Below are 24,828 nucleotides of genomic sequence, written 5' to 3'. Positions count from 1 at the left end.
TCAGCGGGTCTGCCGGAACACGTCGTCCGCGTCGTCCCAGCTCAGGACGGACGGCGGGCTGTAGCGGGGGATCGGGGCGCGGGCCTGGTACATGGCCTCGATCTCCGCCGACCAGTGGTCGACGATGGAGTCCCGGCGGAGTTTCATCGACGGGGTGAGCAGCCCGCCCGCCTGGTCGAAGGCGCGGGGCAGGACCCGGAAGACCCGGATCGACTCCGCGCGGGAGACCGCGCTGTTGGCGGCGGCGACCGCGCGCCCCATCTCCTCGCGCAGCGCGTTCTCCTCACGGGCCTCACGGCTCGGGACGTCGCCCTGGAGGGCGAGACGGGCCCGCCAGTGGGCCAGGAACTCCGGGTCGAGGGTGATCAGCGCGCCCACACAGGGCCGGTTGTCGCCGACGACGACCGCCTGGTGGACCAACGGGTGCATCCGCAGCCGCTGTTCGAGCAGCGCGGGCGACACGCTCTTGCCGCTGGTCGTGACGATGACGTCCTTCTTGCGGCCGGTGATCGTCAGATAGCCGTCCGAGTCGAGGTGGCCGAGGTCCCCGGTGGCGAGCCAGCCGTTGTCGAGGACCGCGCGGGTCGCCGCCTCGTCGCCCACGTACCCCTGGAACACCGAGGGGCCGCTCACCAGGATCTCGCCGTCGTCCGCGACCCGGACGTCCGTGCCGGGCAGCGCCCGGCCGACCGTGCCCGACTTCTCACGGCCCAGCGGCTGCATGGTGACACCGCCGCCGGTCTCGGTGAGGCCGTAGCCGTCGTGGACGTGGATGCCGATGCCGTCGTAGAAGAGGGACAGGTCGCGGTTGAGGGGCGAGCCGCCCGAGGTGGCCCGCGTGACCCGGCCGCCGAGCGCGGCGCGCAGTCTTCGGTACACGGTCCGCTCGAACACGGCGTGCTGCATCCGCAGGTCCAGGCCCGGCCCCGAACCCCGGCCCAGGCGCTGGCGTTCGAGAGCCGCCGCGAACTCCCGCGCCGTCTGCGCCGCCCGCTCGAACAGCCCCCCGCGCCCGGCCTGCTGGGCGGTGCGCAGGGCGTTCTTGTAGATCTTCTCGAACACCGACGGCACCGCGTACAGGTACGTCGGACGGAACGTGCGCAGCGCCGAGGTGAGCGCCGCCTCGCTCATGTCCGGCTCGTGCCCCATCAGGACGCCGCCGCGCAGGCACAGCCCCTGGATCATCAGCCCGTACACGTGGGAGAACGGCAGGAACGCGAGGACCGCCGGGCGCCTGCCCGCGGGCGCGACCGTGTGGCCCCAGCCGGCCAGCAGCGTGTCGCAGGGGCTCGCCAGGTTCTCGTGGCTGAGCGCGCAGCCCAGCGGGCGGCCCGAGGTGCCGGAGGTGTAGAGGATCGCCGCCGTCGAGTCCGGCAGGACGATCCGGCGCAGCGACTCCACCGTCGTCACCGGCACCGACTCGCCCGCCGCGGTGAGCTGCCGCACCGCGCCCGCGTCCAACTGCCAGACGTGGCGCAGCCCTTCGAGCCCCGCGCACACCGAACCGACCGTCATCACGGTCGCCTCGTCCTCGACGACCACCCCGACACAGCCCGAGTCCCGCAGGATCCACTCCACCTGGTCCCGCGACGACGTCGGGTACACCGGCACGATCTCCGCGCCCACCGCCCACAGCGCGTAGCACAGCACCGTCCACTCGTAGCGGGTGCGGGCCATCAGCGCGACCCGGTGCCCCGGCGAGATCCCCGACGCGACGAACCCCCGCGCCAGCGCCACGACTTCGTCCCGCAGCCCCTCGGCGCTCACCTCCTCCCACACCTCGGGATCGGCCGCCGAGCGCCGCGCCAGCACCGGCCGGGCGGGCGTGCGCGCGGCGGCGTCGAAGACACTGTCGGCGAGCCCTCCGGTCAGGGGCGAGACGGCGGCCGGGGGAGCGAGTGCGACGTCGCGCATGCGCTGGCTCCTGAGACGTACGGACGGTGAACACCCCAGGCCGAAGCGGTCACCGGGGTGCTCGAATCTAGCTCAGCCGCAGCCGCTTGTGACCACGAACGGGCAAGTAAACAGCACTGATCCACGACATCGTGACCACTTTTTCCACCAGGTCTTCTCCACTGGCATAACTGTGGCGATCACGGGTACGCGAGGTGATCGTGTTGCACGGACGGAGCAACGCCCGCACTGTGGAAGTGACGCGGAAGCGAACGCCAGTCACGCTCCGTGGAGCACAGTCGGTGAGGAGCCAACGACGATGAAGACCGCCGCTCCCCGCAGCTACCACCTCGACGTCGACATCAGCCCCGAACGCGCCGGCCAGGTCCGCCGGATCCTCGCCGCCCACCTGCGGCACTGGGGCCTGGAGACCCTGGCGGACCCCGTCGGCGCGGGCGCCGAACTCCTGCTCCGCGCCATCGACCGGCACACCGTCGACAAACGCGCCACCGTCGAGATGTGGTGGAACGGCCACCACCTCATCACCGCCGTCGCCGAGCACGACCCGGACCTGCGCCCCGACCAGGACCTGCGCGCCTGCCTCGCCCGTCTCGCCGCGACCAGCGACGGCTGGGGCTGCTGCGCCACCGCCCAGGGCGCCAAGGTCATCTGGTTCACCCAGCGCGCCCGCACCGGCCGCCGCGCCCCGCTCGTCCCCGTCGCCCCGCTGCCCGCCCTGCGCACCGGCCTCGACCTGCCCAGGGCGCTGCCGGCCGCCGGGTAGTCAGTCGCGGCGCTCGAACACCGTGAACTGCGCGCCGTCCGGATCACGCAGGACGACCTGCTCGGCCGACTTCGTCAGCACGCTCCCGCCGTGCAGCTCCGCCGCCCGCACGCACGCCGCGACGTCCGCGACGGTGAAGTGGACCTGCCAGTGCGGGCGCACGGTCGGATCGGGGGCCGCCTCCAGGGCGCCGGAGCCGATCCGGGCGACGGCCGCGCCACGGCTGCGCAGGACGACCTCGCCGTCCTCATAGTGCACCTCGCAGCTCCCCGGCCGGTCCGACGCCCAGTCCAGGACCTCGCCGTAGAAGATCGCCGACGCGAAGGCGTCCCGCGTGTGGAGGCGGACCAGGGCCGGGGCCGCGCTGCGCCACAGTTCCCAGTCGCCGGACAGCCGGCCCTCCCAGACGCCGAACGCCGCGCCGTCCCGGTCGGCCAGCAGCGCCGCCCGGCCCGGCGGCAGCGACACCGGGCCCACCGCGACCGTGCCGCCGCGCTCACGCACCCGGCCCACCGCCTCGTCCGCGCCGATCACCGCGAAGTACGGCGTCCACGCCACCGCCATCTGCCACATCGCCGCGACCCCCGCGAGACCGGCCACCGGGACGCCGTCCGCCGAGGCGACCCGGAAGTGGTCGCCCAGGGAGCCCTGGCGCCACTCCCAGCCGAACACGGCCGCGTAGAAGTCCTGGGTGTCCGTCAGATCGCGCGTGGTGAGGCTGACCCAGCAGGGCGCCCCGAACACGGAACGGGTGGTGACGACCTCGGGGCGGTGGTTCATGGGCGCTCGCGTCCTGCTCTGTCGCATCCGGCAGCGGTCGTACCCAGTGTCGGCCGCACGGAGCGCAGGCCGCCTCTTGACTCACTCTTGAGGATGTTACCTCTGCTAAAGAGATAATCTCACCGTATGGATGACGAGACGTTTCCGCAGGAACTCGCCGACGCCCTCACCGGCGTCCAGCGGCTCCTGCGCCGCCGGCTGCGCGCCGGACTCGACCGGCCCCGGCTGCGCGGCGGCGAGGCCGAACTCCTCCGGCTCGTCGGCACCCGCCCCGGCATCGGCGTCTCCGAGGCCGCCAAAGAGCTGTACCTCGCCGGCAACTCCGTCTCGACCCTGGTGAACCGGCTCGCCGCCGAGGGGTACCTGGTCCGCGAGACCGACCCCGCCGACCGGCGCGCCGCCCGCCTGCGCCTCACCGAGGCCGCCGAGACCCGGCTGCGCGACTGGCGGGCACGCCGCGCGCGACTCGTCGAGCAGCACATCGCCCGCCTCGACGCCGCCGACCGTGACGCGCTGCGGGCCGCACTGCCCGCGCTGCGCACCCTCGCCGTCCAGCTCCAGGAGGAACCCGACGACAGTCCCTGACCGCCCCCCTCGCCCGGCACCCCCTGTCCGACCCCCTCACCAGGAGGACGCCCCATGACCGACGCCGTCACCTGCACCGGACTCACTCACACCTTCGGGGACACCCGGGCCGTCGACGGGCTCGACCTCACCGTCGCCGAGGGCGAGGTCTTCGGCCTGCTCGGGCCCAACGGGGCCGGCAAGACCACCGCCATCCGCTGCCTCACCACCCTGCTCCCCGTCCCCGCCGGCACGGTCCGCGTCTTCGGCCACGACGCCGCCGGCGACCGCATGGCCGTCCGCCGCCTCCTCGGCTACGTCCCCCAGCAGCTGTCCGCCGACGCCGGGCTCACCGGACGCGAGAACGTCGCCCTGTTCGCCCGCGTCTTCGACGTCCCCCGCCGCGAACGTGCCGAGCGCGTCGGACAGGCGCTCGCCGCCGTCGGACTCACCGACGCCGCCGGACGGCTCGCCGGAACCTACTCCGGCGGCATGGTCCGCCGCCTCGAACTCGCCCAGGCGCTGGTCAGCGCGCCCCGGCTGCTCATCCTCGACGAACCCACCATCGGCCTGGACCCCCTCGCCCGCACCGGCGTCTGGGAACACATCCGCGCCGTGCGCGAGGCCACCGGGATGACCGTCCTCGTCACCACCCACTACATGGACGAGGCCGACCAGCACTGCGACCGCGTCGCCCTCATGCACCACGGACGCGTCCGCGCGCTCGGCACACCGGAGGAACTGCGCCAGGGGCTCGCCGCCCGCCTCGGCAGCCGGACGCCGCCCACCCTGGAGGACGTCTTCCGCGACGTCGCCGGCGGGTTCCTCGACGAGAACTCAGGAGACTTCCGAGATGTCCGAAGCACCCGCCGCACCGCCCACCGCGTCGGCTGACCCAGCCCGCTCCCTCCTCCTGCGGCCGCCCGCGCCGCGCACCGGGTGGCGGCTCGTGCCCGCGCGCGTGGGCGCGATGTGCGTCGTCGAACTCCAGAAACTGCGGCACGACCGCACCGAGCTGTACACCCGGGCCGTCCAGCCCGCGCTGTGGCTGCTGATCTTCGGCCAGACCTTCAGCCGCCTCCACGCGATACCGACCGGCGGCCTCCCCTACGTCGACTACCTCGCGCCCGGCATCATCGCCCAGTCCGCCATGTTCATCGCGATCTTCTACGGCATCCAGATCATCTGGGAGCGCGACGCGGGCGTCCTCAGCAAACTCCTCGTCACACCCACGCCGCGCGCCGCGCTCATCACCGGCAAGGCGTTCGCGGCCGGCGTGAAGTCCGTGGTCCAGGCGGTCGTCGTCCTCGTCATCGCCGCGCTCCTCGGGGTCGCGCTCACCTGGAACCCGCTGCGGATCCTCGGGGTGCTCGCGATCGTCGTCCTCGGATCCGCGTTCTTCGCCTGCCTGTCCATGACCATCGCGGGCATCGTGCTCAGCCGGGACCGGCTCATGGGGATCGGGCAGGCGATCACCATGCCGCTGTTCTTCGGGTCCAACGCGCTCTACCCCGTGTCGATCATGCCGGACTGGCTGCGGACGGTCAGCGCGGTCAATCCGCTCAGCTACGAAGTGAACGCGCTGCGGGGTCTCCTGCTCGGTACGCCGGCGCGTCTCGCCGTCGACTTCGGGGTGCTCGCGGTGGCCGCCGCGCTCGGTGTGCTCACCGCCTCCGCGCTGCTCGGCCGGCTCGCCCGGTGACGTGATGTGCGGCACGTTTGCACAAGGCGTGACCTGAGCGTTTCGGTGATTCCCGCTGGGCACGGCTTGATCAACGATCAAAAGGGACGATCGCCCAGGCCACGGCGTATTCCGCTCATTTGACAGTGCACTGAGCGCACGGATAGGACTCAGCCGGTGGACGTCGGGAGGTGGGCCGTGTACGAGCCGAACGTGGTCGGAGACTGGCAGGAGTACGAGGCGTACTCCGGTCTGCGTCTGCGCGTCAGCCGACTGGAGCGCGCGGAGCCGCCCCGCGGGCGCGACGAGGCCGCCGAGGGCCTGACGTACTTCAGGCTGCGCGTCGTCGTCGAGAACCGGGGCGAGTCCAAGTACTGCGTCCACCTCGAGGACGGCCAGATCGACGTCCGCGTCGGCGCCGACGGCGAGGGCGCGTTCGTCGACTGGCGCAACTCCCAGTTCGTCGAGGGCTTCGACGTCTACCCCCTGCGCCGCGTCACCGCCGTCCTCCACGCCGCCGGGCCCGAGACCTCCCTCGACCGCGTCGACATCCAGGTCCAGCTCCGCGTCGACGACGAATGGACCGAACGCCGCCTGTGGACCGGCGCGCTGGACCTCTGCGAGGGCGAGGACCGCCTCGACACCACCCCCTGCACCGGCCGCGAAGGCGAACTCGCCCGCCAGGTCAGCAACTTCCTCCGCGAACAGACGGAGGCGGGCGAGGGCACGGTCTGAGAAACCGGCGGGGCGCCCGCGCGGGCGGGTTGCCTAGCAGGCCGAGGTGAGGCGGGGCGGACCCGCGCCGGTGAACCCCCAGGTGTCGCGCAGGAGCGGCGGGCGTCCCTACGCGGGGCGGACGGTCGGGCAGGAGGCGAGGGGCCCTCGGGGGGGTGCCCCTATGACTTCGGTCAAGGGGCAACTGGGGTTGGTGGTTGGTAGAAGGTGCCGTCGCGGAGCATCGCGAAGAGCACGTCTGCTCGGCGTCGGGCGAGGCAGAGGATGGCCTGGGTGTGGTGCTTTCCCTGGGCGATCTTCTTGTCGTAGTAGGTGCGGGAGGCCGGGTCGGCCAGTGCGGCGAACGCGGAGAGGAAGAAGGCCCGCTTGAGCTGCTTGTTTCCTCTCCGTGAGGGCTGTTCGCCGCGGATGGACGACCCGGAGGTCCGGGTCGCCGGGGCGAGGCCGGCGTAGGCGGCAAGGTGGGCGGCGGACGGGAACGCGGTGCCGTCACCGACGTCGATGAGGATGCGGGCTCCGGTCCTGATGCCGATGCCCGGCATGGACATCAGGACCTTGGAAAGAGGGTGGGCCTCCAGCAGTTCCTCGATCCGGTGGGCCAGCAGTTTGCGCTGGTCGAGCACTGCCTGGAGCGAGGAGGCGAGGCTGGGAACGATCAGCGCGGCCGCATCCGTGCCCGGGACGACAACGGTCTGCTCGTCCAGCGCGGTGAACACGTCATCGATCAGCCGCTCCGCCATGCGGGGCGCTTTCGGCCGGATCAGGGTGACGAGCCGTCGGCGTCCGGCCTTGCGTATCTGGGCCGGCGAGCCGAACTGGTCCAGCAGCCTGAGGACGGCCGGGTGCTGCATGCGCGGGCCCAGGACCCTTTCCAGGTGCGGATGAATCTGTGTGAACAGGCCCCGCAGCCGGTTGGACAGGCGAGTTGCCTCGGACGCCAGGTCGTCGTCGAACCCCACGATCATCTGCAGCTCGGCGATCGTCTCGTCGTCGAGGTCGACCGACCGCAGCGTGTGGGGCATCGACCTGGCCGCGTCGGCGATGATGAACGCGTCCTTCGCGTCAGTCTTGGCCTCGCCGGGGTAGAGGTCGGCGATCCGCCGCATGGTCAGGCCGGGCAGATAGGCGACATGACAGCCGAGCTCGCGGGCGACGGCCAGGGGCAGGGCGCCGATGGAGGCGACCTGGTCGACGATGACGAGGACGGTGCCGTGCTTGGCCTGCAGTTTGGCGAAGACCTCGCGGAGTTTGGGCTCGCTGTTGGGCAGTCTGCGGTCGAAGGTCTTCTTCCCGGCCGGAGTGAGTGCGGTGGCGTGGTGTTCGCCCTTGCCGACGTCCAGGCCGAGGTAGACGTCGATGCCGCCGGTATCGATCACGTGCGGAGTCCTCCGGTCGTACTCACCCGGCCCTGCCACGGCACTGATCGCCACATCCACATTACGAAGAGCCTCCCGACCTGCGAAGAAGTCGGTGGTTATGCCCCTAATCAGCGGTCTGTCAGTGCCTCCGGAGCTGGTGACACCACCCCCCAAGGCCATGCACTCGACAAGGGGAGGTAGTCATGCCAACTCCGAAGGCCGGTAACCCCGTTGCGGGGCTACGAAGACGGTAATGGGGGGGAGTGGCGCGGGCGGGCCTACGGTGGTTCGCCGGCTGAGGCGGGATGCGGGGCGCGGGGGCGGACTCCGGGGGAGCCGGGGGGAGTTGGCGAGCCGGGTGGACGGGGCGGGGAGTGTGAGGGGCGGCGTCGGGTGTGCGGGGGAGTTCCGGCGGGGGCAGGTTCTGCGGGGTGCGCCGGGCGAGGGGCGTGGAGCCTGAGTCGGGCGGCCGGGGGCGGGGTTGGGTGGAGCCTGCTCCTGGTCAGCCGCGGTCACCGACCCCGGGACCGTTCCCGGTGGGCCGCGCGGCGAGCGCTCCGGGAGGCGGGCCGTCGGCAGACGGCGGACCGCACGGCCCGGCTGCCGGATGAGGAGTGGGCGGCGTCGCCTCGGCTCCCGGCGGAGCCGGACCCCGATGGCCAGCCCTCCCGACGGGACACCATGGGGCGCTGTCGCGCTGTCGCGCTGTCGCGCTGTCGCGCTGTCGCGCTGTCGCGCTGTCCGATGCCGAGCCTCGCCGTTGCCCGCATGCCCCCGGCGCCGGCTTCTCACCGCGCCTTGCCCCGCTGGCACCCGCAGGGTCTCACCCGCCGGATGCCGGCTTCCCTCCGGCCCGGTCCCTCCGCTGGGTGCCTCTCACCGTCGCTGCCCGGCTGCGCCGGTGTTGTTTCCCGGCTTTCCCCCGGAGGGCTCAGCTCAGTGGGGGATGCCGTCGATGAGTTCGCGGGCGCCCTGGCGGAGGAGGGTCACCGCGACGGACGTGCCGAGGGTGGCGGGGTCGAGGGGGCCGGCCCATTCGTGGGCGTTGAGGCGGGTCTTGCCGTCGGGGGTGAAGACGCAGGCGCGGAGGGAGAGTTCGCCGGTGCGGTCGACGGTGGCGTAGCCGGCGATGGGGCTGTTGCAGTGGCCCTGGAGGACGTGGAGGAACATGCGTTCCGCGGTGGCCTCGCGATGGGTCGCGGGGTCGCCGAGACCGCTGACCGCGTCGATGAGGTCCATGTCGCCCTCGCGGCACTGCAGCGCGAGGATGCCCGCGCCGATGGGCGGCATCATCGCCTCGGGGGAGAGGACTTCGCTGATCACGTCGGTACGGCCGATGCGTTCGAGCCCCGACACCGCCAGCAGCAGCGCGTCCGCCTCGCCCGCCGCCAGCTTCTCCAGCCGCCGGTTGGCGTTGCCCCGGAACGGCACGCACTCCAGGTGCGGATGGGTCGCCGCGAGCTGGGCGATCCGGCGGACCGACGAGGTGCCGATCCGTGTCCCCTCGGGCAGCTCGTCCAGCGTGAGCCCGCCGGGGTGCACCAGCGCGTCCCGGATGTCGTCCCGCTTGAGGAACGCCGCGAACACGGTCCCGGCCGGCAGCGGACGGTCGGCCGGCACGTCCTTCACGCAGTGGACGGCGAGATCCGCTTCTCCGGCGAGGAGCGCCGCGTCGACCTCTTTGGTGAACGCGCCCTTCCCCTCGACCTGCGCCAGGTCGCCCATCCACTTGTCACCGGTCGTCTTCACCGGCACGACCTCGGTGCGCACCCCGGGATGCAGGGCGCCCAACTCGGCGCGCACGCGCTCCACTTGGGCCAGCGCCATGGGCGAGTCGCGGGAGACGATACGGATCAGTTCGGGTACCGACATGTGAGACACGATAGCCCCTCGGGACACCCGGGACGGACGCGGGTTCCACCCGCCGGAACGTCCCCGCAGGTCACGGCCGCAAGGCCCCGGAACGCTTCGACCACCCCTCGAACCCGGATGGACCCGGGTTCGAGGGGGACGCTCACCGGGACGTCACGCGGCCGGGTCGAACGCGATGCCCGACGGCTTCGCCTTCGTGAGGTGGTTCACGAAGTTCCCGTCCTTGAGGCCGAAGTTGGCGCTCCCGAAGTCGTACGCGCTCAACTTGTCCCGCAGCCCCGCCGGATACCCGTTCCAGCCGACCAGCGGCGGGTACTGCCAGGTGTGCTTGTCGTTCTCCGGCGGCTCGTCGTTCGCGCCCGCCAGCCGGAAGCAGTGCGTGCTGATCCCGTCCTTGTGGTAGACGACCTTCGCGTGGGTCCCGTCGAACCGCACCGAGGACGCCGGACTGATCGTGAACGAGCCGTGGTTGGACGTCGCGACGTACTCGACCGCGCCGTTCCGCACCCAGATCACGACGTGCTCCCAGTCGTTGCGGTGCCCGCCGATGCTGCTGTTCGCGAGAGCCTGGTCCTTCTCGAAGTACAGGCCGTACATGTACGCGCACCAGCCGTTGTTGCACTTGGAGCGCGAGTAGCTGTTCGTGTTGTCCAGGTCCGAGGCGTCGTGGCACTCGCCGCTGAGCGGACCCGTCGGGTTCAGCCCGCCGTTGATCGTCCCGTCGGGGCCGATCGCGGGCGTCGAGTAGCAGCCGTCGGTGTCGTAGTCGAACGCCGGCAGGAACGTCAGTTCGGCGGCCTCCGCGTTCTGCGGCAGCGCCTTGGGGGGAGCGGCGTACGCGGCCGTCGGGACGGCGAGCACGAGCGCGCCGGCGGCGGCCGTGACGGCGAGCCATCTCCTGCGGCGCGAGGGGGACTTGGGTGACGACACGGCGTCCTCCGGGTGGGGGAGAGGGGGGAAGTCGTGAGGGGCAGCTCAGCTTCCCCGCTTTTCCCGCCCGCGCCAAGAGGTGCCGTGTGTATCCGTGGTGAAGCGCGGGCCAACAGCGGGCGCTCAGGCGTGGTTCGTCCGGAAATCCGCCGTGACCAGCCCCGACCGGTAGGCCATGACGACGAGTTGGGCCCGGTCGCGGGCGCCGAGCGGGACAGCAGCCGCTCCCCGGCGGCCACCGTGCGGATGCCGTCGAGGAGTTCGTCAGCGGTGACGTCCTTGCCGAGGAACCCGCTCGCGCCCGCCCTGAGGGCCCTGGCGACGTATTCGTCGGTCTCGAACGTCGTCAGGATCAGGACCTTCGTGTCCGCGAGCGCCGGGTCCGCGCGGATCGCCGTCGTCGCCGCGAGCCCGTCCGTGCCCGGCATGCGGATGTCCATCAGGGCCACGTCGGACCGTCCGGCGCGGGGCATGGTGAGTTCGTTGTCGAAGAGGAACGCGGCGAACAGCAGGACGGCCGGCATGGTGTCGATCGTGCGGACGTGGGCGTCGGGTGTCGCCGTCGGATCGAGCCGGTTCACCACACGCACGGCAGCTCCGCAGTCACCGTCGTCGGACCACCCGGCGGGCTGACGACCGCGACCGTGCCGTCCAGCGCCGCGACCCTGCGCCGCATCCCCACCAGGCCCGACCCGGCGCGCTCGTCGGCGCCGCCCGCGCCCTCGTCCCGGACCTCGACGCGCAGGCCGCGCCGCGTGCGGGTCAGGTGCACCCCGGCGTGCTTCGCACCGCTGTGCCGGGCGACGTTCGTGAGGGCTTCGGCGACGACGAAGTAGGCCGCTGTCTCCACCGCCGCGGGCGGGCGCACGGCGTCGTCGAGGCCGTCGGCGCGCACGTCGACCGTGAGGCCGCTGCCGCCCGCGAGCGCCCGGACGGCGTCGGCGAGGCCCCGGTCCGTGAGGATCGGCGGATGGATGCCGCGCACGACGTGCCGCAGCTCGGCGAGAGCTTCCTCCGCCTGGTCGAGGGCGTCGTCCAGGAGTCTGCGGGCCTGCTCCGGGTCCGCCTCGTACGCGCGCCGGGCCAGGCCGATGCGCATCGACAGGGCGACCAGGCGGGCCTGGGCCCCGTCGTGGAGGTCGCGTTCGATGCTGCGCAGTTCGGCGCCGTGCGCGGCGACCGCGTCGGCCCGGGTCGCCGTCAGCCGCTCCACCCTCGCTTCGAGCAGGGCCCCGGGGGGGAGGGGCGCAGGAGCGTCGCCGACCAGCTCGCCTCCAGGTCGGCGAGTCGTGTGATCAGCGGCAGGACAACGGCGGGGCGCCGCAGGAGCCCGCACCACACGCCGTCCACGGCGAGACCGAGCGGCCACAGCGAGATCAGTCAGCATCCAGACGCCGATCACGGCGACGACGAAGACGGCCGTGATGAGGAGGACCGTGACGAAGAGGTACGACAGGAACGCCACGACCGCTGCGAGGGCGAGGTGGGCCGAGGCGCGGGCGGCCTGACGGAGGGGCGCGAGCATGAGGGGTCCTGGGGGCGGGGGGCTCGGGCGTTACTTGAGTAAGGCAAGTGATCGGGATTTGCTTGAGTAACGCAACCAGCGCGCTACGCTGAACGCCATGCCCCTCTTACGTCCCCCCACCGAGCACCCCCACCAGGGCCCGCCACCCCTGCCCGCTCAAGGAGGCCCCCCAATGCCTCATCACCCCCCTGTCGCCCCCGCCCCGCTGTGCCCCCTCTGTCACACCCCCTCCCCGATCCCCCTCACCCCGCCTGCTCTCGTCCGGGGTTCCGGGCAGCGGGTGTTGGTCGCCGCGGGGGAGGTGGCCGTGGTCGAACTGCTGGCCGTCAGCCTGGAGCTGGCGGGGTACAAGGTGGGGCTGGCCGGGAGTTTCGGGGAGGCGGTGGGGCGGTTGGAGGGGTGTGAGCTGGCGGTGGTGGACCTGGGGTTGCCGGGGCTGCCGGAGCGGGGGCGGCCTGCGGTGGGGCGGACGCCGCCGGTGCTGTATCTGCTGCCGCCCGAGCGGCTGGACGTGATCCTGCCCGCGCTGGACGTGGGGGAGCGGGACTACGTCACCACGCCCTTGCGGGTCGCCGAAGTACTCGCCCGGATCCGGGTGTTGCTGCGCGCGGCCGGCCCCGCGCGGGCGGACCGCACGCTCGGCTACGACGACCTGCTGCTCGACGACGCGACATGCCGCGCCGTCCGCGCCGGCCGCCCCCTCGACCTCACCCCCGCCGAGTACCGCCTCCTGCGCCACTTCCTGGTCAACGCGCACCGCGTGCTGTCGAAGGAGCAGATCAGCCGGTGCGTGTGGGGCGACTTCAGGGAGGGGAACGCGATCGAACAGCTCGTGTCGAGGCTGCGGCGCAAGGTGGACCAGGGCGCCCGGCCGCTGCTGCACACGCGCCGGGGTTTCGGGTACTGGCTGGGCCGGACCGAGAGTGAATGCTGACGCCCCCTCACCAACCCTTCAAGAGAAGGGAGTTGGCGTGAAGGAGTGATCCGGGCCACGTCAGGAAGACGTCAGGTTCCTGACCGGACGGCGTCAGAGCGCTCTGCTTGCATGCGTCCACCGATTCCCCCCACCGACTCCCCCCACCGAGGAGAACCATGGCCGACACGCCGCTGCCCGCCCCGGAGTTCCCCATGCCGAGGTCGGCGAAGTGCCCCTTCGACCCGCCGCCCGAGCTGACGAAGCTGCGGGAACAGGGCCCCCTGACGAAGGTCCGCCTCTGGGACGGCACCGAACCCTGGCTGGTCACGACGTACGCGCAGCAGCGCGCCCTGCTCGGCGACCCCAGGGTCAGCGCGGACCCGGACACCCCCGGCTACCCCACGAAGGCGACCCCCGCCGCCGGCGAGGGCAAGCTCAGCTTCGTCATGATGGACGACCCGGAACACGCCCGCCTGCGCCGGATGGTCACCGCCCCCTTCGCCATCAAGAAGGTCGAGGCCCTGCGCCCCGCCGTGCAGACCATCGTGGACGGCCTGATCGACGACCTGCTCGCCGGCCCCAACCCGGCCGACCTGGTCGAGGCGTTCGCCCTGCCCCTGCCGTCCCTGGTGATCTGCGAACTCCTCGGCGTCCCCTACGACGACCACGACTTCTTCCAGGACAACACGAAGACGATGGTCCGCCGGACCGCGACCCCGGACGAGCGGGCCGCCGCGAGCCGGGAGATCGGCGGCTACCTCGGCGAGCTGATCGGCAGGCGCCTCACCGACCCCCGCGACGACCTGATCTCCGGCATCGCGGCCAGGATCACCGCCGGTGAACTCGACCACCGCCAGGCCACCGAGATGGCGCTCCTCCTGCTGATCGCGGGCCACGAGACCACCGCGAACATGATCGCCCTCGGCACCCTCGCCCTGCTGCGGAACCCCGACCAGCTCGCCCTCCTGCGGGAGAGCGACGACCCGAAGTTCGTCGCCGGCGCCGTCGAGGAACTGCTGCGCTACCTGCACATCACCCACCTCGGCCGGCGCCGCGCGGTCACCGGGGACATCGAGATCGCGGGCCGCACGATCAAGGCCGGCGAGGGCGTGATCCTGGTCAACGAGATCGGCAACCGCGACCCCGAGGTGTTCCCCGACCCCGACCGCCTCGACCTCACCCGCGACGCCCGCCGCCACGTCGCCTTCGGCTTCGGCGTCCACCAGTGCCTGGGCCAGCCGCTGGCCCGCGTGGAACTCCAGGTCGTCTACGGCACCCTCTACAAACGCCTCCCCGGTCTGCGGGCCGCGATCCCCTTCGAAGACGTCCGTTTCAAGAACGACGCGTTCATCTATGGTGTTCACGAACTGCCCGTGACCTGGTGACCTGTCGCCAACTTCCCCCCACAGAAAGGAGAACCGCCGTGAAGGTGGAACTCGACACCGACAAGTGCGTGGCGTCCGGCCAGTGCGTGCTCACCGCGATGGACGTCTTCGACCAGGACGACGACGGCATAGTGGTGCTCCTCGCCGAGGAGCCCGGCGCCGACCAGCTCGACGACGTCCGTGAGGCCGTCGCCGTCTGTCCGGCCGCCGCCATCCGGCTGGTCGAGAAGTGAGGCGGATCGTCGTCGTCGGAGCCTCGGCCGCCGGACTCGCGGCGGCCGAGACCCTGCGCCGCGAGGGCTACACCGGCGCCCTCACTCTCGTGGGCGACGAACCGCACGCCCCCTACGACCGCCCGCCCCTGTCCAAGCAGCTCCTCGCCGCCGAGTGGGAACCGGACCGCCTCACCCTGCGCCGCCCCGAGGACCTGACCGCCCTCGACGCGGACCTGCGCCTGGGCACCGAGGCCACCGCCCTCGACACGGCCGCCCGCACGGTCCGCCTCGCCGACGGCACCGACGTCCCCTACGACGGCCTGATCGTCGCGACCGGCGTGCGCCCCCGGCGGCTGCCCGGCGGCGGGCACGTTCTGCGCACCCTCGACGACGCCCTCGCCCTGCGTGCGGGGCTGCGCCCCGGACGGCACCTGGCCGTCGTGGGTGCCGGGTTCCTCGGGGCCGAGGCGGCGGCCGTCGCCCGGGGCCTGGGCTGTGAGGTGACGCTCCTCGAACCGGCGCCGGTCCCCCTCGCCCACGCCGTCGGCGAAGAGGTCGGCCGCGTGCTGTCGCGGGCCCACCAGGAACACGGCGTCACCCTGCGGACCGGCGTCAGTGTCGCCGAGGTGACCGGCGCCGGGGTGCGGCTCGCGGACGGCGAGCTGGTGGCGGCCGACGAGACCTTGGTGGCCGTCGGCTCCCTGCCCAACACCGAGTGGCTGGCCGGCAGCGGGCTCGGCGTCGGCGACGGCGTGCTGTGCGACGAGTATCTGGAAGCCGCGCCGGGGGTGTACGCCGCCGGGGACGTCGCCCGCTGGACCCACCCGCTGTTCTGCGTCTCGATGCGGATCGAGCACCGCACGAACGCCGCCGAGCAGGGCATGGCCGCCGCCCGCAACCTCCTCAACCCCGGGGCGCGCAAGCCGTTCGCGCCCGTGCCGTACTTCTGGTCCGACCAGTACGACATGAAGATCCAGGCGTTCGGGCACCTGCGCGGCCACGAGGAGGTCGCGGTCGTCGAAGGGGACCTGGCGGAGCGGCGGTTCGTCGCCGTCTACCGGACCGGGGACCGGGTCAGCGGGGTCCTCGGGGTCGGGGTGGCGCCGAAGGTGATCCGGGAGTGGCGGCAGGCCGTCGCGAAGGGTGCGCCCTTCCTGTCGTCCGTGGGCGGTACGGGGAAGGAAACGTAGGCCGTAACTTACTTGAGTTACGCAACGATATGGTAAAGTGGCGCGCATGCCGACCGAACCGCTCCCCGACTCGACCTCCCCCGAAGTCATCGAGATCGAGCGGGCCCTCACCCGCATCACGTACCTGAGCACCCGTGCCCGCCAGCACGACCGGCTGATGGCCGTCGCGGGCGTCCCCCTCGACCGCGCCGCCGTCGCCCTCCTGCGCCAGGTCGCCGACGCCGACCCGCTGCGCCCCGGCGAACTGGCCCAGCGGCTCGGCGTCGAGGCGTCCCACGTCACGCGGACCGTCCAGCAGCTCCAGAAGTCCGGCTACGTCACCCGCGTCCCCGACCCGCTGGACGGCCGCGCCCAGCGCATCCAGCTCACCGACGCCGGCGAGGGCGCCGTCGCACGGATCCGCGCCGCCGGCACCCGGGGCATGCAACTCGCCCTCCAGAACTGGACACCCCAGGAACTGGAACAACTGGCGACCCTCTTCCACCGCATGGTCGACGACTTCCTCGCCTACGCGTCGGACGACGACCCCGAACCCGCCACCCCCTGACCCCCCGGCTCCCGCACCCCACGCACCAGCACCCACGCCACCACGGGCGGCACCAGCAACGGCACCAGCCCCGCCCGCAACGACGTCGCGTCGGCCAGCGCACCCAGCGCCGGCGCGGCGATCCCCCCGACGCTCACCGTCAGCCCCAGCGTCACCCCGCTCGCCGTCCCCACCCGCCCCGGCAGACAGTCCTGGCCGAGGGTGATGTGCAGCGAGAACGGCACGTACAGTCCCGCCGACGCGAGCGCCACGCACCCGTACAGCAAGGGCCCCGGCACCACCAGCACCCCCGCCACCGCGACCAGCGTCACCGCGTACGACGCCCGCACCACCGCGAGGCGCCCGTACCGCCCGGCCAGCCGGCTGCCCGCGAGCGTGCCGACCGCGCCGCCCGCGTACAGCACGCACAGCGCGAGCGTCCCGGCCGCGGCCCCACCACCGGTGCGCTCGCGGACGTACAGGGCGACGAAGGTGCTGAGGCCGGTGAAGACGAGGGAACGGCAGACGACGGCGCCGGACAGGCGCAGGAACGCGGGCCAGTCGGCGCGTCCCCGCGCGTGATCACCGGCCGGCGCGACCACGGCGCCCCGCCTCCTCGCCGTCACCCCGCACAGCACCGCCCCCACCACCCCTGGCACCGCCAGCACCGGCGTGGCCGCCAGCCCCCACGGCACCACCACCCCCGCCACCAGCAGCGGCGCCAGCGCGAACCCCACGTTCCCGCCCAGTGCGAACCACCCCATCGCCCGATGCCCGTCACCCCCCGCCGCACGCGCAGCCCGCGCCGCCTCCGGGTGGTACGCGGCGACCCCGACCCCGGACACCGCGAACGCCGCGAGCGTCAGCGCGTACGAACCGCCGACCCCGCTCAGCGCGACCCCGCCCGCCGCCGCGAGCGTGCTCGCGGGAAGCAGCCACGGCAGCGCCCACCGGTCGGTGAGCAGCCCGAACAACGGCTGCGCCACCGACGACAGGAGGGACGCGGCGAGGACGACGCCCGAGGCGGCGGCATACGCGTAGGCGCGTTCGGCGACGAAGAACGGCACCAGCGCGGCGACGGCGCCCTGATAGACGTCGACACAGGCGTGGGCCAGGGACATGAGGGTGATCGTGCGGCGTGTGGACACCCCGCGAGCCTCGCGCCCGCGCCCCCTGTCCCGCTTCCGATAACCTGCCTGATCGTGTCGAACATCCGCCAGGCCCCGACCGCCGCCCGGCACCTCGCCCCCGGCGAACGCATCGACGCCCACCGGCACGACGACCACCAGATCGTCCACGCGGGCTCCGGCGTCCTCGCCGTCACCACCGACGCCGGGACCTGGTTCGCGCCCGGCACCCGCGCGCTGTGGATCCCCGCCGGGACCGTCCACGCCCACCGCGCCCACGGCACCCTCGACCTGCACCTCGTCGGCCTGCCCGCCCACGACAACCCGCTCGGCCTCACCACCCCGACCGTCCTCGCCGTCTCCCCCCTGCTGCGCGAACTGATCCGCGCCTACACCCGCGACCCCGCCGACGACGGCCCCGAGCGCGCCCGGCTCCTGGACGTCCTGCGCGACCAGCTCCGCGCCTCCCCGCAGCGCCCCCTGCTGCTGCCCACCCCGGCCGACCCGCGGCTCGCGGCCGTCTGCGACCTCGTCCACGCGCACCCGGCCGACCCCTACACCCTGGCCCAGCTCGCGGCGGCGACCGGCGTCGGGGAGCGCACGCTCAGCCGGCTCTTCCGCACCGGCCTCGGGATGAGCTTCCCGCAGTGGCGCACGCAGTCGCGGCTGTACCACGCGCTGCGGATGCTGGCGGACGGCGAACCCGTCACGGCCGTCGCGCACCGCTGCGGATGGGCGTCCGCGAGCGCCTTCGTCGACGTGTTCCGGCGGGCCTTCGGGATCACGCCCGGACAGTACGCGAGGGGCGCCGGGGGCGGGAGTTCGGAGGTCAAGTAGCATCGCGCGCAACCCATGTGAAGGAGGGACTGGCAATGAGCCGCGCCCCTGAGACCGGTGATGTCGTCGACGATTTCGCGCTGCCGGACGAGACCGGAACCGTGCGCGGTCTCAGCGAGCTGCTGGCCGACGGTCCCGTCGTCCTCTTCTTCTATCCCGGCGCCCTGACCCCTGGCTGCACCGCCGAGGCGTGCCACTTCCGGGACCTCGCCGCCGAGTTCGCGGCCGTCGGCGCCCGCCCGGTCGGGATCAGCGGGGACACCGTCGACAAGCAGAACGAGTTCGTCGGCAAGCACGCGCTGGGGATGCCGCTGCTGTCCGACGAGGACGGCACCGTGCGCGAGCGGTTCGGGGTGAAGCGCGGGTTCGCGCTCATGGCCACCAAGCGGGTCACGTTCGTCATCGGGCAGGACCGCCGGATCCTGGAGGTCGTCCGCAGCGAGCTGCGCATGAACCAGCACGCGGACCGGGCGCTGGAGGTCCTGCGCGCCCGGGGCTGAGCCCCCTGCCTTGTCGCCGCGACCCGGCGGACCGCCCGTCCGGCTCCGGCTGATACGCGGCCGGACGCTCAACTGCGAGGTGTCCGACGTGAGTTCGCCCTCATCACCTGTGCCGGGCCCACGCTTTCGACGAAGGCGGGTGAGCGCGGGCGGGCTGGTCGGACATGCTGGCTCGGTGCAGCGTGATGAGGAACAGCCGTTGTCCGGTGGGAACGTCAGCGCCGGTGTCGTCCGGGTCGGGGACACCGTCCGCCGCCCGAGCGGGCCGTGGACCCCGGCTGTGCACGCACTGCTGACCCACCTGTACGAGGTGGGGTACCGGGCGGCGCCCCGGCCGCTGGGCACCGACGACCAGGGGCGGGAAGTCCTGACCTTCGTGCCGGGAGACGTGGTCTGGCCCGACCGGTTCGCCCTGCTGGACGCCGAGCGGCGGCTGGCGGACGTGGCGCGGCTGATCCGGGACTTCCACGAGGCCGTGCGGGGTTTCACGCCGCCGCCCGACGCGCAGTGGCAGGTGCTGGTGCCCGCCGAGGGCGGCGACATCATCGCCCATCAGGACCTGGCGCCGTGGAACCTCGTGGCCGGCGACGAGGGGCAGTGGGCCTTCATCGACTGGGACACCGCCGGCCCCGGCTCCCGTCTGTGGGACGTCGCCTACGCCATGCACGGGTTCGTTCCGCTGTCCGCGCATCCCGACTGGCGACGCGCCGACGCCGCGAGCCGACTGCGGGTCTTCGCCGACGCCTACGGCCTCGACGAGGCCGAACGCCGGCACACGGTCCCGCTGCTGGGGCGCCGGACGCGGGCCATGCACGACTTCCTGCGCGACCGGGCCGCCCAGGGAGTCCAGCCCTGGGCGACACTGTGGGCCGAAGGCCACGGCGACGCCTGGCGCGGCGACGCCGAGTACATCGAGCAGCGCGAGGACGAGTGGGTGCGGGCCCTGCTCGCCGGCTGATCCGGTTACTGGAAGTCGCAGCCCGGGTTCGGGGCGTCCTCCGAGAACGGGGCGCCGTGCGGCAGGACGTACAGAGCCTTCAACACGAGCGGGGTGTCGCCCAGGTTGCGGCCGATGTGCACGTAGTTCGGGCCCTCCTGGATGACCTGGCCCTTGTGGTAGACGCCGTCGGACGCGCACGTCGCCTCGAAGTGGCTCAGCGTGCCCTCCTCGACCAGGCCGTAGACCATGCCGTCGTGGTAGTGCCAGCCGGTCGACTGGCCCTGCGGGATGGTCAGTTCGCGCAGAAAGTAGTCCTTGTCACCGATCGTCCACTGCGCGAGGAGCTTCGCGGTCACCCCCGGGCCGGGGGGAGTGGCCTGGGCCGCCGAGGTGCCGAGCACGAGCGCGGCGAAGGTGGCGGCGAGGACGGTACGGGTACGCATGAAGGGCCTCCTGAGGGGGTGTCGGGCGGACCCTATCGAACGGCAGGGGCAGGCGAGGGGGATTCCGGGTAGAGAGGCCGTAAACCGATCTTGGAGGGTTCATGGAGGTCAAGCCGGTCGCGGGGCACATCGGGGCGGAGATCCACGGAGTCGATCTCGCCGGGGAGTTGGACGACGCGACGGTCGCGGGGATCCGGGACGCGCTGCTGCGCTGGAAGGTCGTCTTCTTCCGCGAGCAGCGACTCGATCACGCCTCGCACGTCGCGTTCGCGCGGCGGTTCGGACGGCCGGTCGCCCTGCGCAAGCGCGGCAGCGCCTCGCCGGCCGGCTTCCCCGAGGTCGAGACCACCGCCGACCGGCTGGAACTCGGCGGCAGTTTCGGCATGGACCACGAGGAATGGCTCCACCGGCGCCGGCACACCCTCCTGCGGGGGTGGCACTGCGACCACGGCGCCCGCATCGACCCTCCCGCCGCGACGATCCTGCGCGCCGAGACGGTTCCCCCCTACGGGGGCGACACCACCTGGTCCAACCTCGCCGCCGCCTACGCCGGGCTCTCCGAGCCGGTCCGCCGGTTCGTCGACGGGCTGCGCGCCGAACACCGGCTCGGCGTCGGCTACCAGCCCCGCCCCGGCGACGACGCCTACGTCCGCCACCTCCTGGACCACCAAGTAGCCTCCGTCCACCCCCTGATCCGCGTCCACCCCTTGACCGGCGAGCGGATCCTCTCCGTCAACGGCTACTACGTCGACCACATCCACGACCTCTCCCGCACCGAGAGCCGAGCCCTCCTCGACCTCCTCCTCGACCAAGCCGTCCGCCCCGAATACACCGTCCGCTTCCGCTGGGAACCCGGCAGCGTCGCCTTCTGGGACAACCGCGCGACCATCCACCTCGCCCCCAGCGACAACGCCCACCTCGACTTTCCCCGCACAATGCATCGAGTGATGCTGGCCGGAGAGGTGCCGGTGGGGGTGGACGGCCGGGAGTCGGTGGCGGTGACGGGGACGGAGGTGGGGCGGTGGTGAGGCGCCGGTGTTCAAAGCCTCGCGCGGTGTTGGTCCGGCGGTCAGACTGTCGTGTTCGGCTTCCAGCCCAAAGCCGGGCCCAGTTTTGTTGCCATGTCGGTGAGGATCTGGACGTAGTCGTCGTGGTGGAAGGTGAAGGGGAGGGCGAAGGCTACTTCGTCGATTTCGCGGTGGGCGGGGTGGGATTGGAGGCGGGCGGCCAGTTCGGTGGAGGTGCCTACGTAGTCGGGGGCGAACATCATGCGGGCGGGGCCTTGGGGGGAGGTGGTGCGGGGGAGGCGCTTGGCGGCGTATTCCTCGTAGCGGGCGCGTTGGGAGGGAGTCGCGGAGTCGGTGGGGATGACGACCAGGCCCTGGGAGACGCGGGCGGCGTCGCCGTCGGGGTGGGCGGCGCGGAAGGCGCGGATGTGGGAGAGCTGGATCTCGGCGAAGTCCTCGGAGTTCTCCGCCTTGACGACGCTGCTCGTGAGGAAGTTCATGCCGTGTTCCCCGGCCCACTGGGCGGAGCGCAGGCTGCCGCCGCCGTACCACATGCGTTTGGCGAGACCGGGGGAGTGCGGCTGGACCCGGTCGGAGAAGACCTCGAAGCCCTGGACGCCGCTGAAGTCGCTCGCGGGCTTGCCGCGCACGAGGTCGAGGAGCCGGGACACCCGGTCGTAGGAGAAGTCCTCGGCGTCGGCGGTGTCGGGGTAGAGCGCCGACTTGACCTGCTCCCACTGCATCGGCGGCCCCACGCTGACACCGGGGTTGAGCCGCCCGCCGGAGAGGATGTCGACGGTCGCCCAGTCCTCCGCGAGCCGCAGCGGGTTCTCCCAGCCGAGCGGCGTCACGGCCGTCCCGAGCTCGATCCGGCTCGTGCGCTGCGTCGCGGCGGCGAGGACCGCGACCGGGGAGGAGATGCCGTACTGGAGGTGCCGGTGGCGCAGCCACGCGCTGTCGAAGCCGAGCCGTTCGCCCAGCTCGATGATCTCCAGGGTGGACTCGTGGCCCGCGCGGGGATCGTCCCCGTCGAACAGGCCGATGGTGAGGAAGCCGAGCTTGCGCAGGGGGCGGGGCGTGGACGGCATGGGCGCTCCAACGGTCACGGTATGTACGACCGTGCCAACCCCCGCCGCCCGTCACGCATTCCGGCCCAGCGGGACGATCACCTCGTCCTCGACCGGCGGCTGGATCTCCTGGGCCAGGTTCCCGGTCGCGGCGAAGCAGCGGATACGGACCGACTCCGGGGTGACGTCGAGCCGCAGGAAGCTCTTGAAGAACGGCGGACTGTACGTCGCGGAACCGGGCGAGAAGAGCTGCGTGTAGATCTTCCGCACCGGCAGCCTGAGCCGCTTGCGGCGTTCCGGCTTCGACGCGACCCCGAGCAGCGCCGCCACCAGCCGGATCCGCCGGGTGATCCGCACCTGAGGTCCGGGCGTCCGCGTCGCCGGGATCCCCAGCCGCTCCGCGATCACCGCCGTCGCCTCCTCCTCGCTCAGCCGGAAGAGGCGCCACAGCCGCAGCCGGCGCCCGTACAGCGCCGCGTAGAACGCCAGTGAGTCGCCGCGCAGCGGATAGCACCGGAAGTCCGCCTCGGTGACCCCGGCGACCGAGACGCGCGGGATCGTGTGCGTGGCGTGCGTGAACGCGCCCCCGCCGCCCGAGACGACGTACTGGAGTGTGCGTCCGTCCGCGAGACGCACCGGATAACGCTGGTAGTTGTGGATGTCGCCGCCGATCGCCGCGACATAGTGGTGCTCCGGCGCCCGCACGATCTCGTCGACCGTCCCGCCGCCCTCGATCGCGCACGGGTGGTGCTCACCGTCGACGTACAGCGGCGACCCGGTGACGAGGATCTTGGGACGCGGCCCCCGGGACACCTCGCGCAGCCACGCGCCCTGCTCGGCGTCGACCGTCCCGAGCAGTCCGGTGTCGATGCCGATGATCCGCACCGGCCCGCTGTCGATCGCCCAGTACGGGCCCGGCTGCACGGCGTGGGCGCGGCGCAACGCCCGTACCTCGTCCAGGTGTTGACCGTCGCCGGGGCGCGGCCGGTGCCACAGCAGGTCCCGCAGCCACGCCTTCGACAGCGCGCGGGGCCTCGGCTCGGCGGGCAGCGGCGGGGCGTCGTCGCAGAACACCCGCATGAACGCGCCCAGGCCCTCGTACCAGTCGTGGTTGCCCGGTATCGCGTAGATCGGCGCCGGGTAGTCCGCGTACGGGCGGAAGAACTTGGTGCCGTAGTCGTCGGCGCTGCCCACGGGGTAGATGACGTCGCTCGCGACGACCGCGAAACGGGTGCCCTCGCTCTCCTTGAGGAAGCCGGGGACGACGGCGTACTGCGGGTCGTCGCCCTCGCCGGTGTCCCCGATGACCATGAACGAGAACCGCTCGGGGTCGTCCCGCCGGATCACCTTGTCCCCGGGCGCCCCGGCCGCCGCCCGCTGCGCCACCCACCGCCCCCGTGTCCGGCCCGTCGGGTCACCCAGCCACGAGGCGACCACCCCGTTCCGGGCCGCCCACAAGGTACGCGGATTCAGCCACGAGACCTTCTCCGTCCGCTCCGGCATCAGATCACGGTAGGCACCCGGAACGGACTCGCCCCAGCCGGCGCCGGTGGCGGTATCACGTGAGGAGTCAGACACGGGGGCACCGTAGCAATGGCCAGAGGGTGACGGTGAGTTGGGTCCGGCCGCAAGGGAAACCCCGTCAACGCAACGGGACCGTCCCGCCGGCCACACCCCCGACGGGACCGTAGAGCGCGCACGCCGCCCCCGTCACCATCGCCCAGTACCGGTCACCGTAGGACCAGTGCCACCACTCCGTGGGGTAGTTGACGAGCCCGACCGCCCCGAGCGCATCGATCAGCAGCCGCCGGTTGGCCCGAGCCTCGGCCCCGATGTTCGCGGCATGCGTGTAGCAGGCGCCGTCGCTGTCCTCGGGGGTCGCGGCGACGTGGACGGCCTCCGGCGTCCAGTCCGGGTGCGCGGCCCGCAAGGTCGCGGAGTAGTTCTCGAAGTAGCGGCGCTGGAGCGCGGGCGGACGGTAGCCCTCGATGAACAGCAGGCGCAGGCCGGCCGGGAGGTGCTGTTCGGCGGCGGTGAGACGGGTGAGGACGCCCTCGCGGAGGTGGGCGAAGGCGCCTGTTCCGTCGTCCTCGCGGGAGGTCGTGCGGAGGGCGGCGCGGACGTCGGTCAGGGGCTCGCCGCAGTCGGTGACGGGGATCGTCGTGACCCTCGGGTCCGACATGAGGATGGGTTCGGGCATGGGGCGATCATGCCCGGAGTCGGTCTTGACAGGGGGTCGGACGGGCGACGTAGGTTGAAGTGGCCTGTCCGGGACGGGTGGAGGCCCCATCACTGCCGTACCGCTTCCGCGGTGTGTCTTTCCCCGAGGCGGCCCGCGTCTGGGGGCGGCCGGCGGTCGAGGGGACGTCGCCCTGGACACCGAGGACTTGACGGCCGATCAGCGCGCCTCTGCCTGGCGCGACGAAGGCCGCCTGCGCCACATCGGCTCGGCCTCGGGCCTCGTCCGCCTCCTCAAGGACCTCCACGCAGCCCCCAGGGCCACCCGGTGATCTTCCAGGCCGGCGATTCGAGTGAGGGCCGGAACTTCGCGGC

General features: G+C 72.6%; 25 protein-coding genes and 2 pseudogenes. 15 read left to right on the top strand and 12 right to left on the bottom strand.

Going from position 1 to position 24,828, the window contains the following annotated elements; translation table 11 throughout:
* Nucleotides 1-1,914: an AMP-dependent synthetase/ligase gene (locus IAG44_RS02480; RefSeq protein WP_187745489.1), complete on the bottom strand. Its 1,914-nt coding sequence runs from the start codon at nucleotides 1,912-1,914 to the stop codon at nucleotides 1-3.
* Nucleotides 1,915-2,212: 298 nt separating this feature from the next.
* On the opposite strand from IAG44_RS02480, the gene IAG44_RS02475 reads away from it, so the two are divergent.
* Nucleotides 2,213-2,677, top strand: a complete 465-nt coding sequence (locus tag IAG44_RS02475) for a pep a2 (RefSeq protein WP_187745488.1) — start codon at nucleotides 2,213-2,215, stop codon at nucleotides 2,675-2,677.
* On the opposite strand, the gene IAG44_RS02470 is transcribed toward IAG44_RS02475, so the two are convergent.
* Nucleotides 2,678-3,457: a VOC family protein gene (locus tag IAG44_RS02470; RefSeq protein WP_187745487.1), complete on the bottom strand. Its 780-nt coding sequence runs from the start codon at nucleotides 3,455-3,457 to the stop codon at nucleotides 2,678-2,680. It abuts the gene before it with no gap.
* Nucleotides 3,458-3,583: 126 nt separating this feature from the next.
* Here IAG44_RS02470 and IAG44_RS02465 point away from each other — a divergent pair, with 126 nt between their 5' ends.
* The 4 genes from IAG44_RS02465 to IAG44_RS02450 all read left to right on the top strand — a co-directional run bounded on the left by IAG44_RS02465 (nucleotide 3,584) and on the right by IAG44_RS02450 (nucleotide 6,437).
* The gene (locus IAG44_RS02465; protein WP_187745486.1) at nucleotides 3,584-4,042 is read left to right on the top strand and encodes a MarR family winged helix-turn-helix transcriptional regulator; all 459 of its coding nucleotides are present in this window, start codon (nucleotides 3,584-3,586) and stop codon (nucleotides 4,040-4,042) included.
* Nucleotides 4,043-4,096: 54 nt separating this feature from the next.
* Nucleotides 4,097-4,915, top strand: coding sequence for an ABC transporter ATP-binding protein (locus IAG44_RS02460; RefSeq protein ID WP_187745485.1), 819 nt, complete (start codon nucleotides 4,097-4,099; stop codon nucleotides 4,913-4,915).
* On the top strand, nucleotides 4,875-5,723 hold the full coding sequence (locus IAG44_RS02455; protein WP_187745484.1) for an ABC transporter permease: 849 nt from the start codon (nucleotides 4,875-4,877) through the stop codon (nucleotides 5,721-5,723). The genes IAG44_RS02460 and IAG44_RS02455 overlap by 41 nt, the downstream gene beginning before the upstream one ends.
* Before the next feature lie 177 nt (nucleotides 5,724-5,900).
* The gene (locus IAG44_RS02450) at nucleotides 5,901-6,437 is read left to right on the top strand and encodes a hypothetical protein (protein ID WP_187752459.1); all 537 of its coding nucleotides are present in this window, start codon (nucleotides 5,901-5,903) and stop codon (nucleotides 6,435-6,437) included.
* Nucleotides 6,438-6,610: 173 nt separating this feature from the next.
* On the opposite strand, the gene IAG44_RS02445 is transcribed toward IAG44_RS02450, so the two are convergent.
* From IAG44_RS02445 to IAG44_RS02425, 5 genes and pseudogenes are all read right to left on the bottom strand, one after another.
* Nucleotides 6,611-7,813 (bottom strand): IS110 family RNA-guided transposase, encoded by a 1,203-nt coding sequence (locus IAG44_RS02445; RefSeq protein ID WP_187745214.1) that lies wholly within the window; start codon nucleotides 7,811-7,813, stop codon nucleotides 6,611-6,613.
* Between the two features lie 918 nt (nucleotides 7,814-8,731).
* Entirely contained in the window at nucleotides 8,732-9,667 is a 936-nt protein-coding gene (hemC, locus tag IAG44_RS02440; RefSeq protein ID WP_187745483.1) for a hydroxymethylbilane synthase, read from the bottom strand.
* Between the two features lie 153 nt (nucleotides 9,668-9,820).
* On the bottom strand, nucleotides 9,821-10,597 hold the full coding sequence (locus tag IAG44_RS02435; protein WP_187745482.1) for an NPP1 family protein: 777 nt from the start codon (nucleotides 10,595-10,597) through the stop codon (nucleotides 9,821-9,823).
* Between the two features lie 194 nt (nucleotides 10,598-10,791).
* Nucleotides 10,792-11,049: pseudogene (locus tag IAG44_RS02430) on the bottom strand (response regulator); the annotation flags it as partial.
* 125 nt (nucleotides 11,050-11,174) lie between these two features.
* Nucleotides 11,175-12,122, bottom strand: a pseudogene (locus tag IAG44_RS02425) (sensor histidine kinase).
* A gap of 172 nt (nucleotides 12,123-12,294) precedes the next feature.
* Between IAG44_RS02425 and IAG44_RS02420 the strand changes: the two are divergent.
* From IAG44_RS02420 to IAG44_RS02400, 5 genes are all read left to right on the top strand, one after another.
* A complete protein-coding gene (locus tag IAG44_RS02420) occupies nucleotides 12,295-13,056 on the top strand; it encodes a response regulator transcription factor (RefSeq protein ID WP_187745481.1) in 762 nt (253 codons plus the stop codon).
* Nucleotides 13,057-13,214: 158 nt separating this feature from the next.
* Nucleotides 13,215-14,423 (top strand): cytochrome P450, encoded by a 1,209-nt coding sequence (locus tag IAG44_RS02415; protein WP_187745480.1) that lies wholly within the window; start codon nucleotides 13,215-13,217, stop codon nucleotides 14,421-14,423.
* A gap of 38 nt (nucleotides 14,424-14,461) precedes the next feature.
* On the top strand, nucleotides 14,462-14,656 hold the full coding sequence (locus tag IAG44_RS02410; RefSeq protein WP_187745479.1) for a ferredoxin: 195 nt from the start codon (nucleotides 14,462-14,464) through the stop codon (nucleotides 14,654-14,656).
* Nucleotides 14,653-15,828 (top strand): NAD(P)/FAD-dependent oxidoreductase, encoded by a 1,176-nt coding sequence (locus IAG44_RS02405; protein WP_187745478.1) that lies wholly within the window; start codon nucleotides 14,653-14,655, stop codon nucleotides 15,826-15,828. The genes IAG44_RS02410 and IAG44_RS02405 overlap by 4 nt, the downstream gene beginning before the upstream one ends.
* Nucleotides 15,829-15,874: 46 nt before the next feature.
* A complete protein-coding gene (locus tag IAG44_RS02400; RefSeq protein ID WP_187745477.1) occupies nucleotides 15,875-16,375 on the top strand; it encodes a MarR family winged helix-turn-helix transcriptional regulator in 501 nt (166 codons plus the stop codon).
* Here IAG44_RS02400 and IAG44_RS02395 read toward each other — a convergent pair.
* A complete protein-coding gene (locus IAG44_RS02395) occupies nucleotides 16,336-17,475 on the bottom strand; it encodes an MFS transporter (RefSeq protein WP_187752458.1) in 1,140 nt (379 codons plus the stop codon). The genes IAG44_RS02400 and IAG44_RS02395 overlap by 40 nt on opposite strands.
* Before the next feature lie 81 nt (nucleotides 17,476-17,556).
* Between IAG44_RS02395 and IAG44_RS02390 the strand changes: the two genes are divergently transcribed.
* From IAG44_RS02390 to IAG44_RS02380, 3 genes are all read left to right on the top strand, one after another.
* Nucleotides 17,557-18,318: an AraC family transcriptional regulator gene (locus IAG44_RS02390; RefSeq protein WP_187745476.1), complete on the top strand. Its 762-nt coding sequence runs from the start codon at nucleotides 17,557-17,559 to the stop codon at nucleotides 18,316-18,318.
* 35 nt (nucleotides 18,319-18,353) lie between these two features.
* A complete protein-coding gene (locus IAG44_RS02385; protein ID WP_187745475.1) occupies nucleotides 18,354-18,818 on the top strand; it encodes a peroxiredoxin in 465 nt (154 codons plus the stop codon).
* A gap of 175 nt (nucleotides 18,819-18,993) precedes the next feature.
* Entirely contained in the window at nucleotides 18,994-19,776 is a 783-nt protein-coding gene (locus IAG44_RS02380) for a phosphotransferase (RefSeq protein ID WP_246561386.1), read from the top strand.
* Between the two features lie 5 nt (nucleotides 19,777-19,781).
* On the opposite strand, the gene IAG44_RS02375 is transcribed toward IAG44_RS02380, so the two are convergent.
* Nucleotides 19,782-20,201, bottom strand: coding sequence for a cupin domain-containing protein (locus IAG44_RS02375; protein ID WP_187745474.1), 420 nt, complete (start codon nucleotides 20,199-20,201; stop codon nucleotides 19,782-19,784).
* 101 nt (nucleotides 20,202-20,302) lie between these two features.
* Here IAG44_RS02375 and IAG44_RS02370 point away from each other — a divergent pair, with 101 nt between their 5' ends.
* The gene (locus IAG44_RS02370) at nucleotides 20,303-21,229 is read left to right on the top strand and encodes a TauD/TfdA dioxygenase family protein (RefSeq protein ID WP_187745473.1); all 927 of its coding nucleotides are present in this window, start codon (nucleotides 20,303-20,305) and stop codon (nucleotides 21,227-21,229) included.
* A gap of 41 nt (nucleotides 21,230-21,270) precedes the next feature.
* Here the strand turns inward: IAG44_RS02370 and IAG44_RS02365 are convergent, their stop codons facing one another.
* The 3 genes from IAG44_RS02365 to IAG44_RS02355 form a co-directional block, all read right to left on the bottom strand.
* Complete coding sequence (locus tag IAG44_RS02365; RefSeq protein ID WP_187745472.1) at nucleotides 21,271-22,296, bottom strand: LLM class flavin-dependent oxidoreductase; 1,026 nt, start codon at nucleotides 22,294-22,296, stop codon at nucleotides 21,271-21,273.
* Between the two features lie 51 nt (nucleotides 22,297-22,347).
* Entirely contained in the window at nucleotides 22,348-23,853 is a 1,506-nt protein-coding gene (locus IAG44_RS02360; protein WP_187745471.1) for a metallophosphoesterase family protein, read from the bottom strand.
* A gap of 64 nt (nucleotides 23,854-23,917) precedes the next feature.
* Entirely contained in the window at nucleotides 23,918-24,475 is a 558-nt protein-coding gene (locus IAG44_RS02355; protein ID WP_187745470.1) for a M15 family metallopeptidase, read from the bottom strand.
* A 187-nt stretch (nucleotides 24,476-24,662) separates the two neighbouring features.
* On the opposite strand from IAG44_RS02355, the gene IAG44_RS44165 reads away from it, so the two are divergent.
* Nucleotides 24,663-24,785, top strand: a complete 123-nt coding sequence (locus IAG44_RS44165) for a hypothetical protein (RefSeq protein ID WP_281404266.1) — start codon at nucleotides 24,663-24,665, stop codon at nucleotides 24,783-24,785.
* Nucleotides 24,786-24,828: the final 43 nt, after the last annotated feature.

This window comes from Streptomyces roseirectus (assembly GCF_014489635.1).
GTDB lineage: Bacteria > Actinomycetota > Actinomycetes > Streptomycetales > Streptomycetaceae > Streptomyces > Streptomyces roseirectus.
Note: the sequence above shows the minus strand (reverse complement) of the source record. Positions and strands in the feature narration are given on the sequence as shown.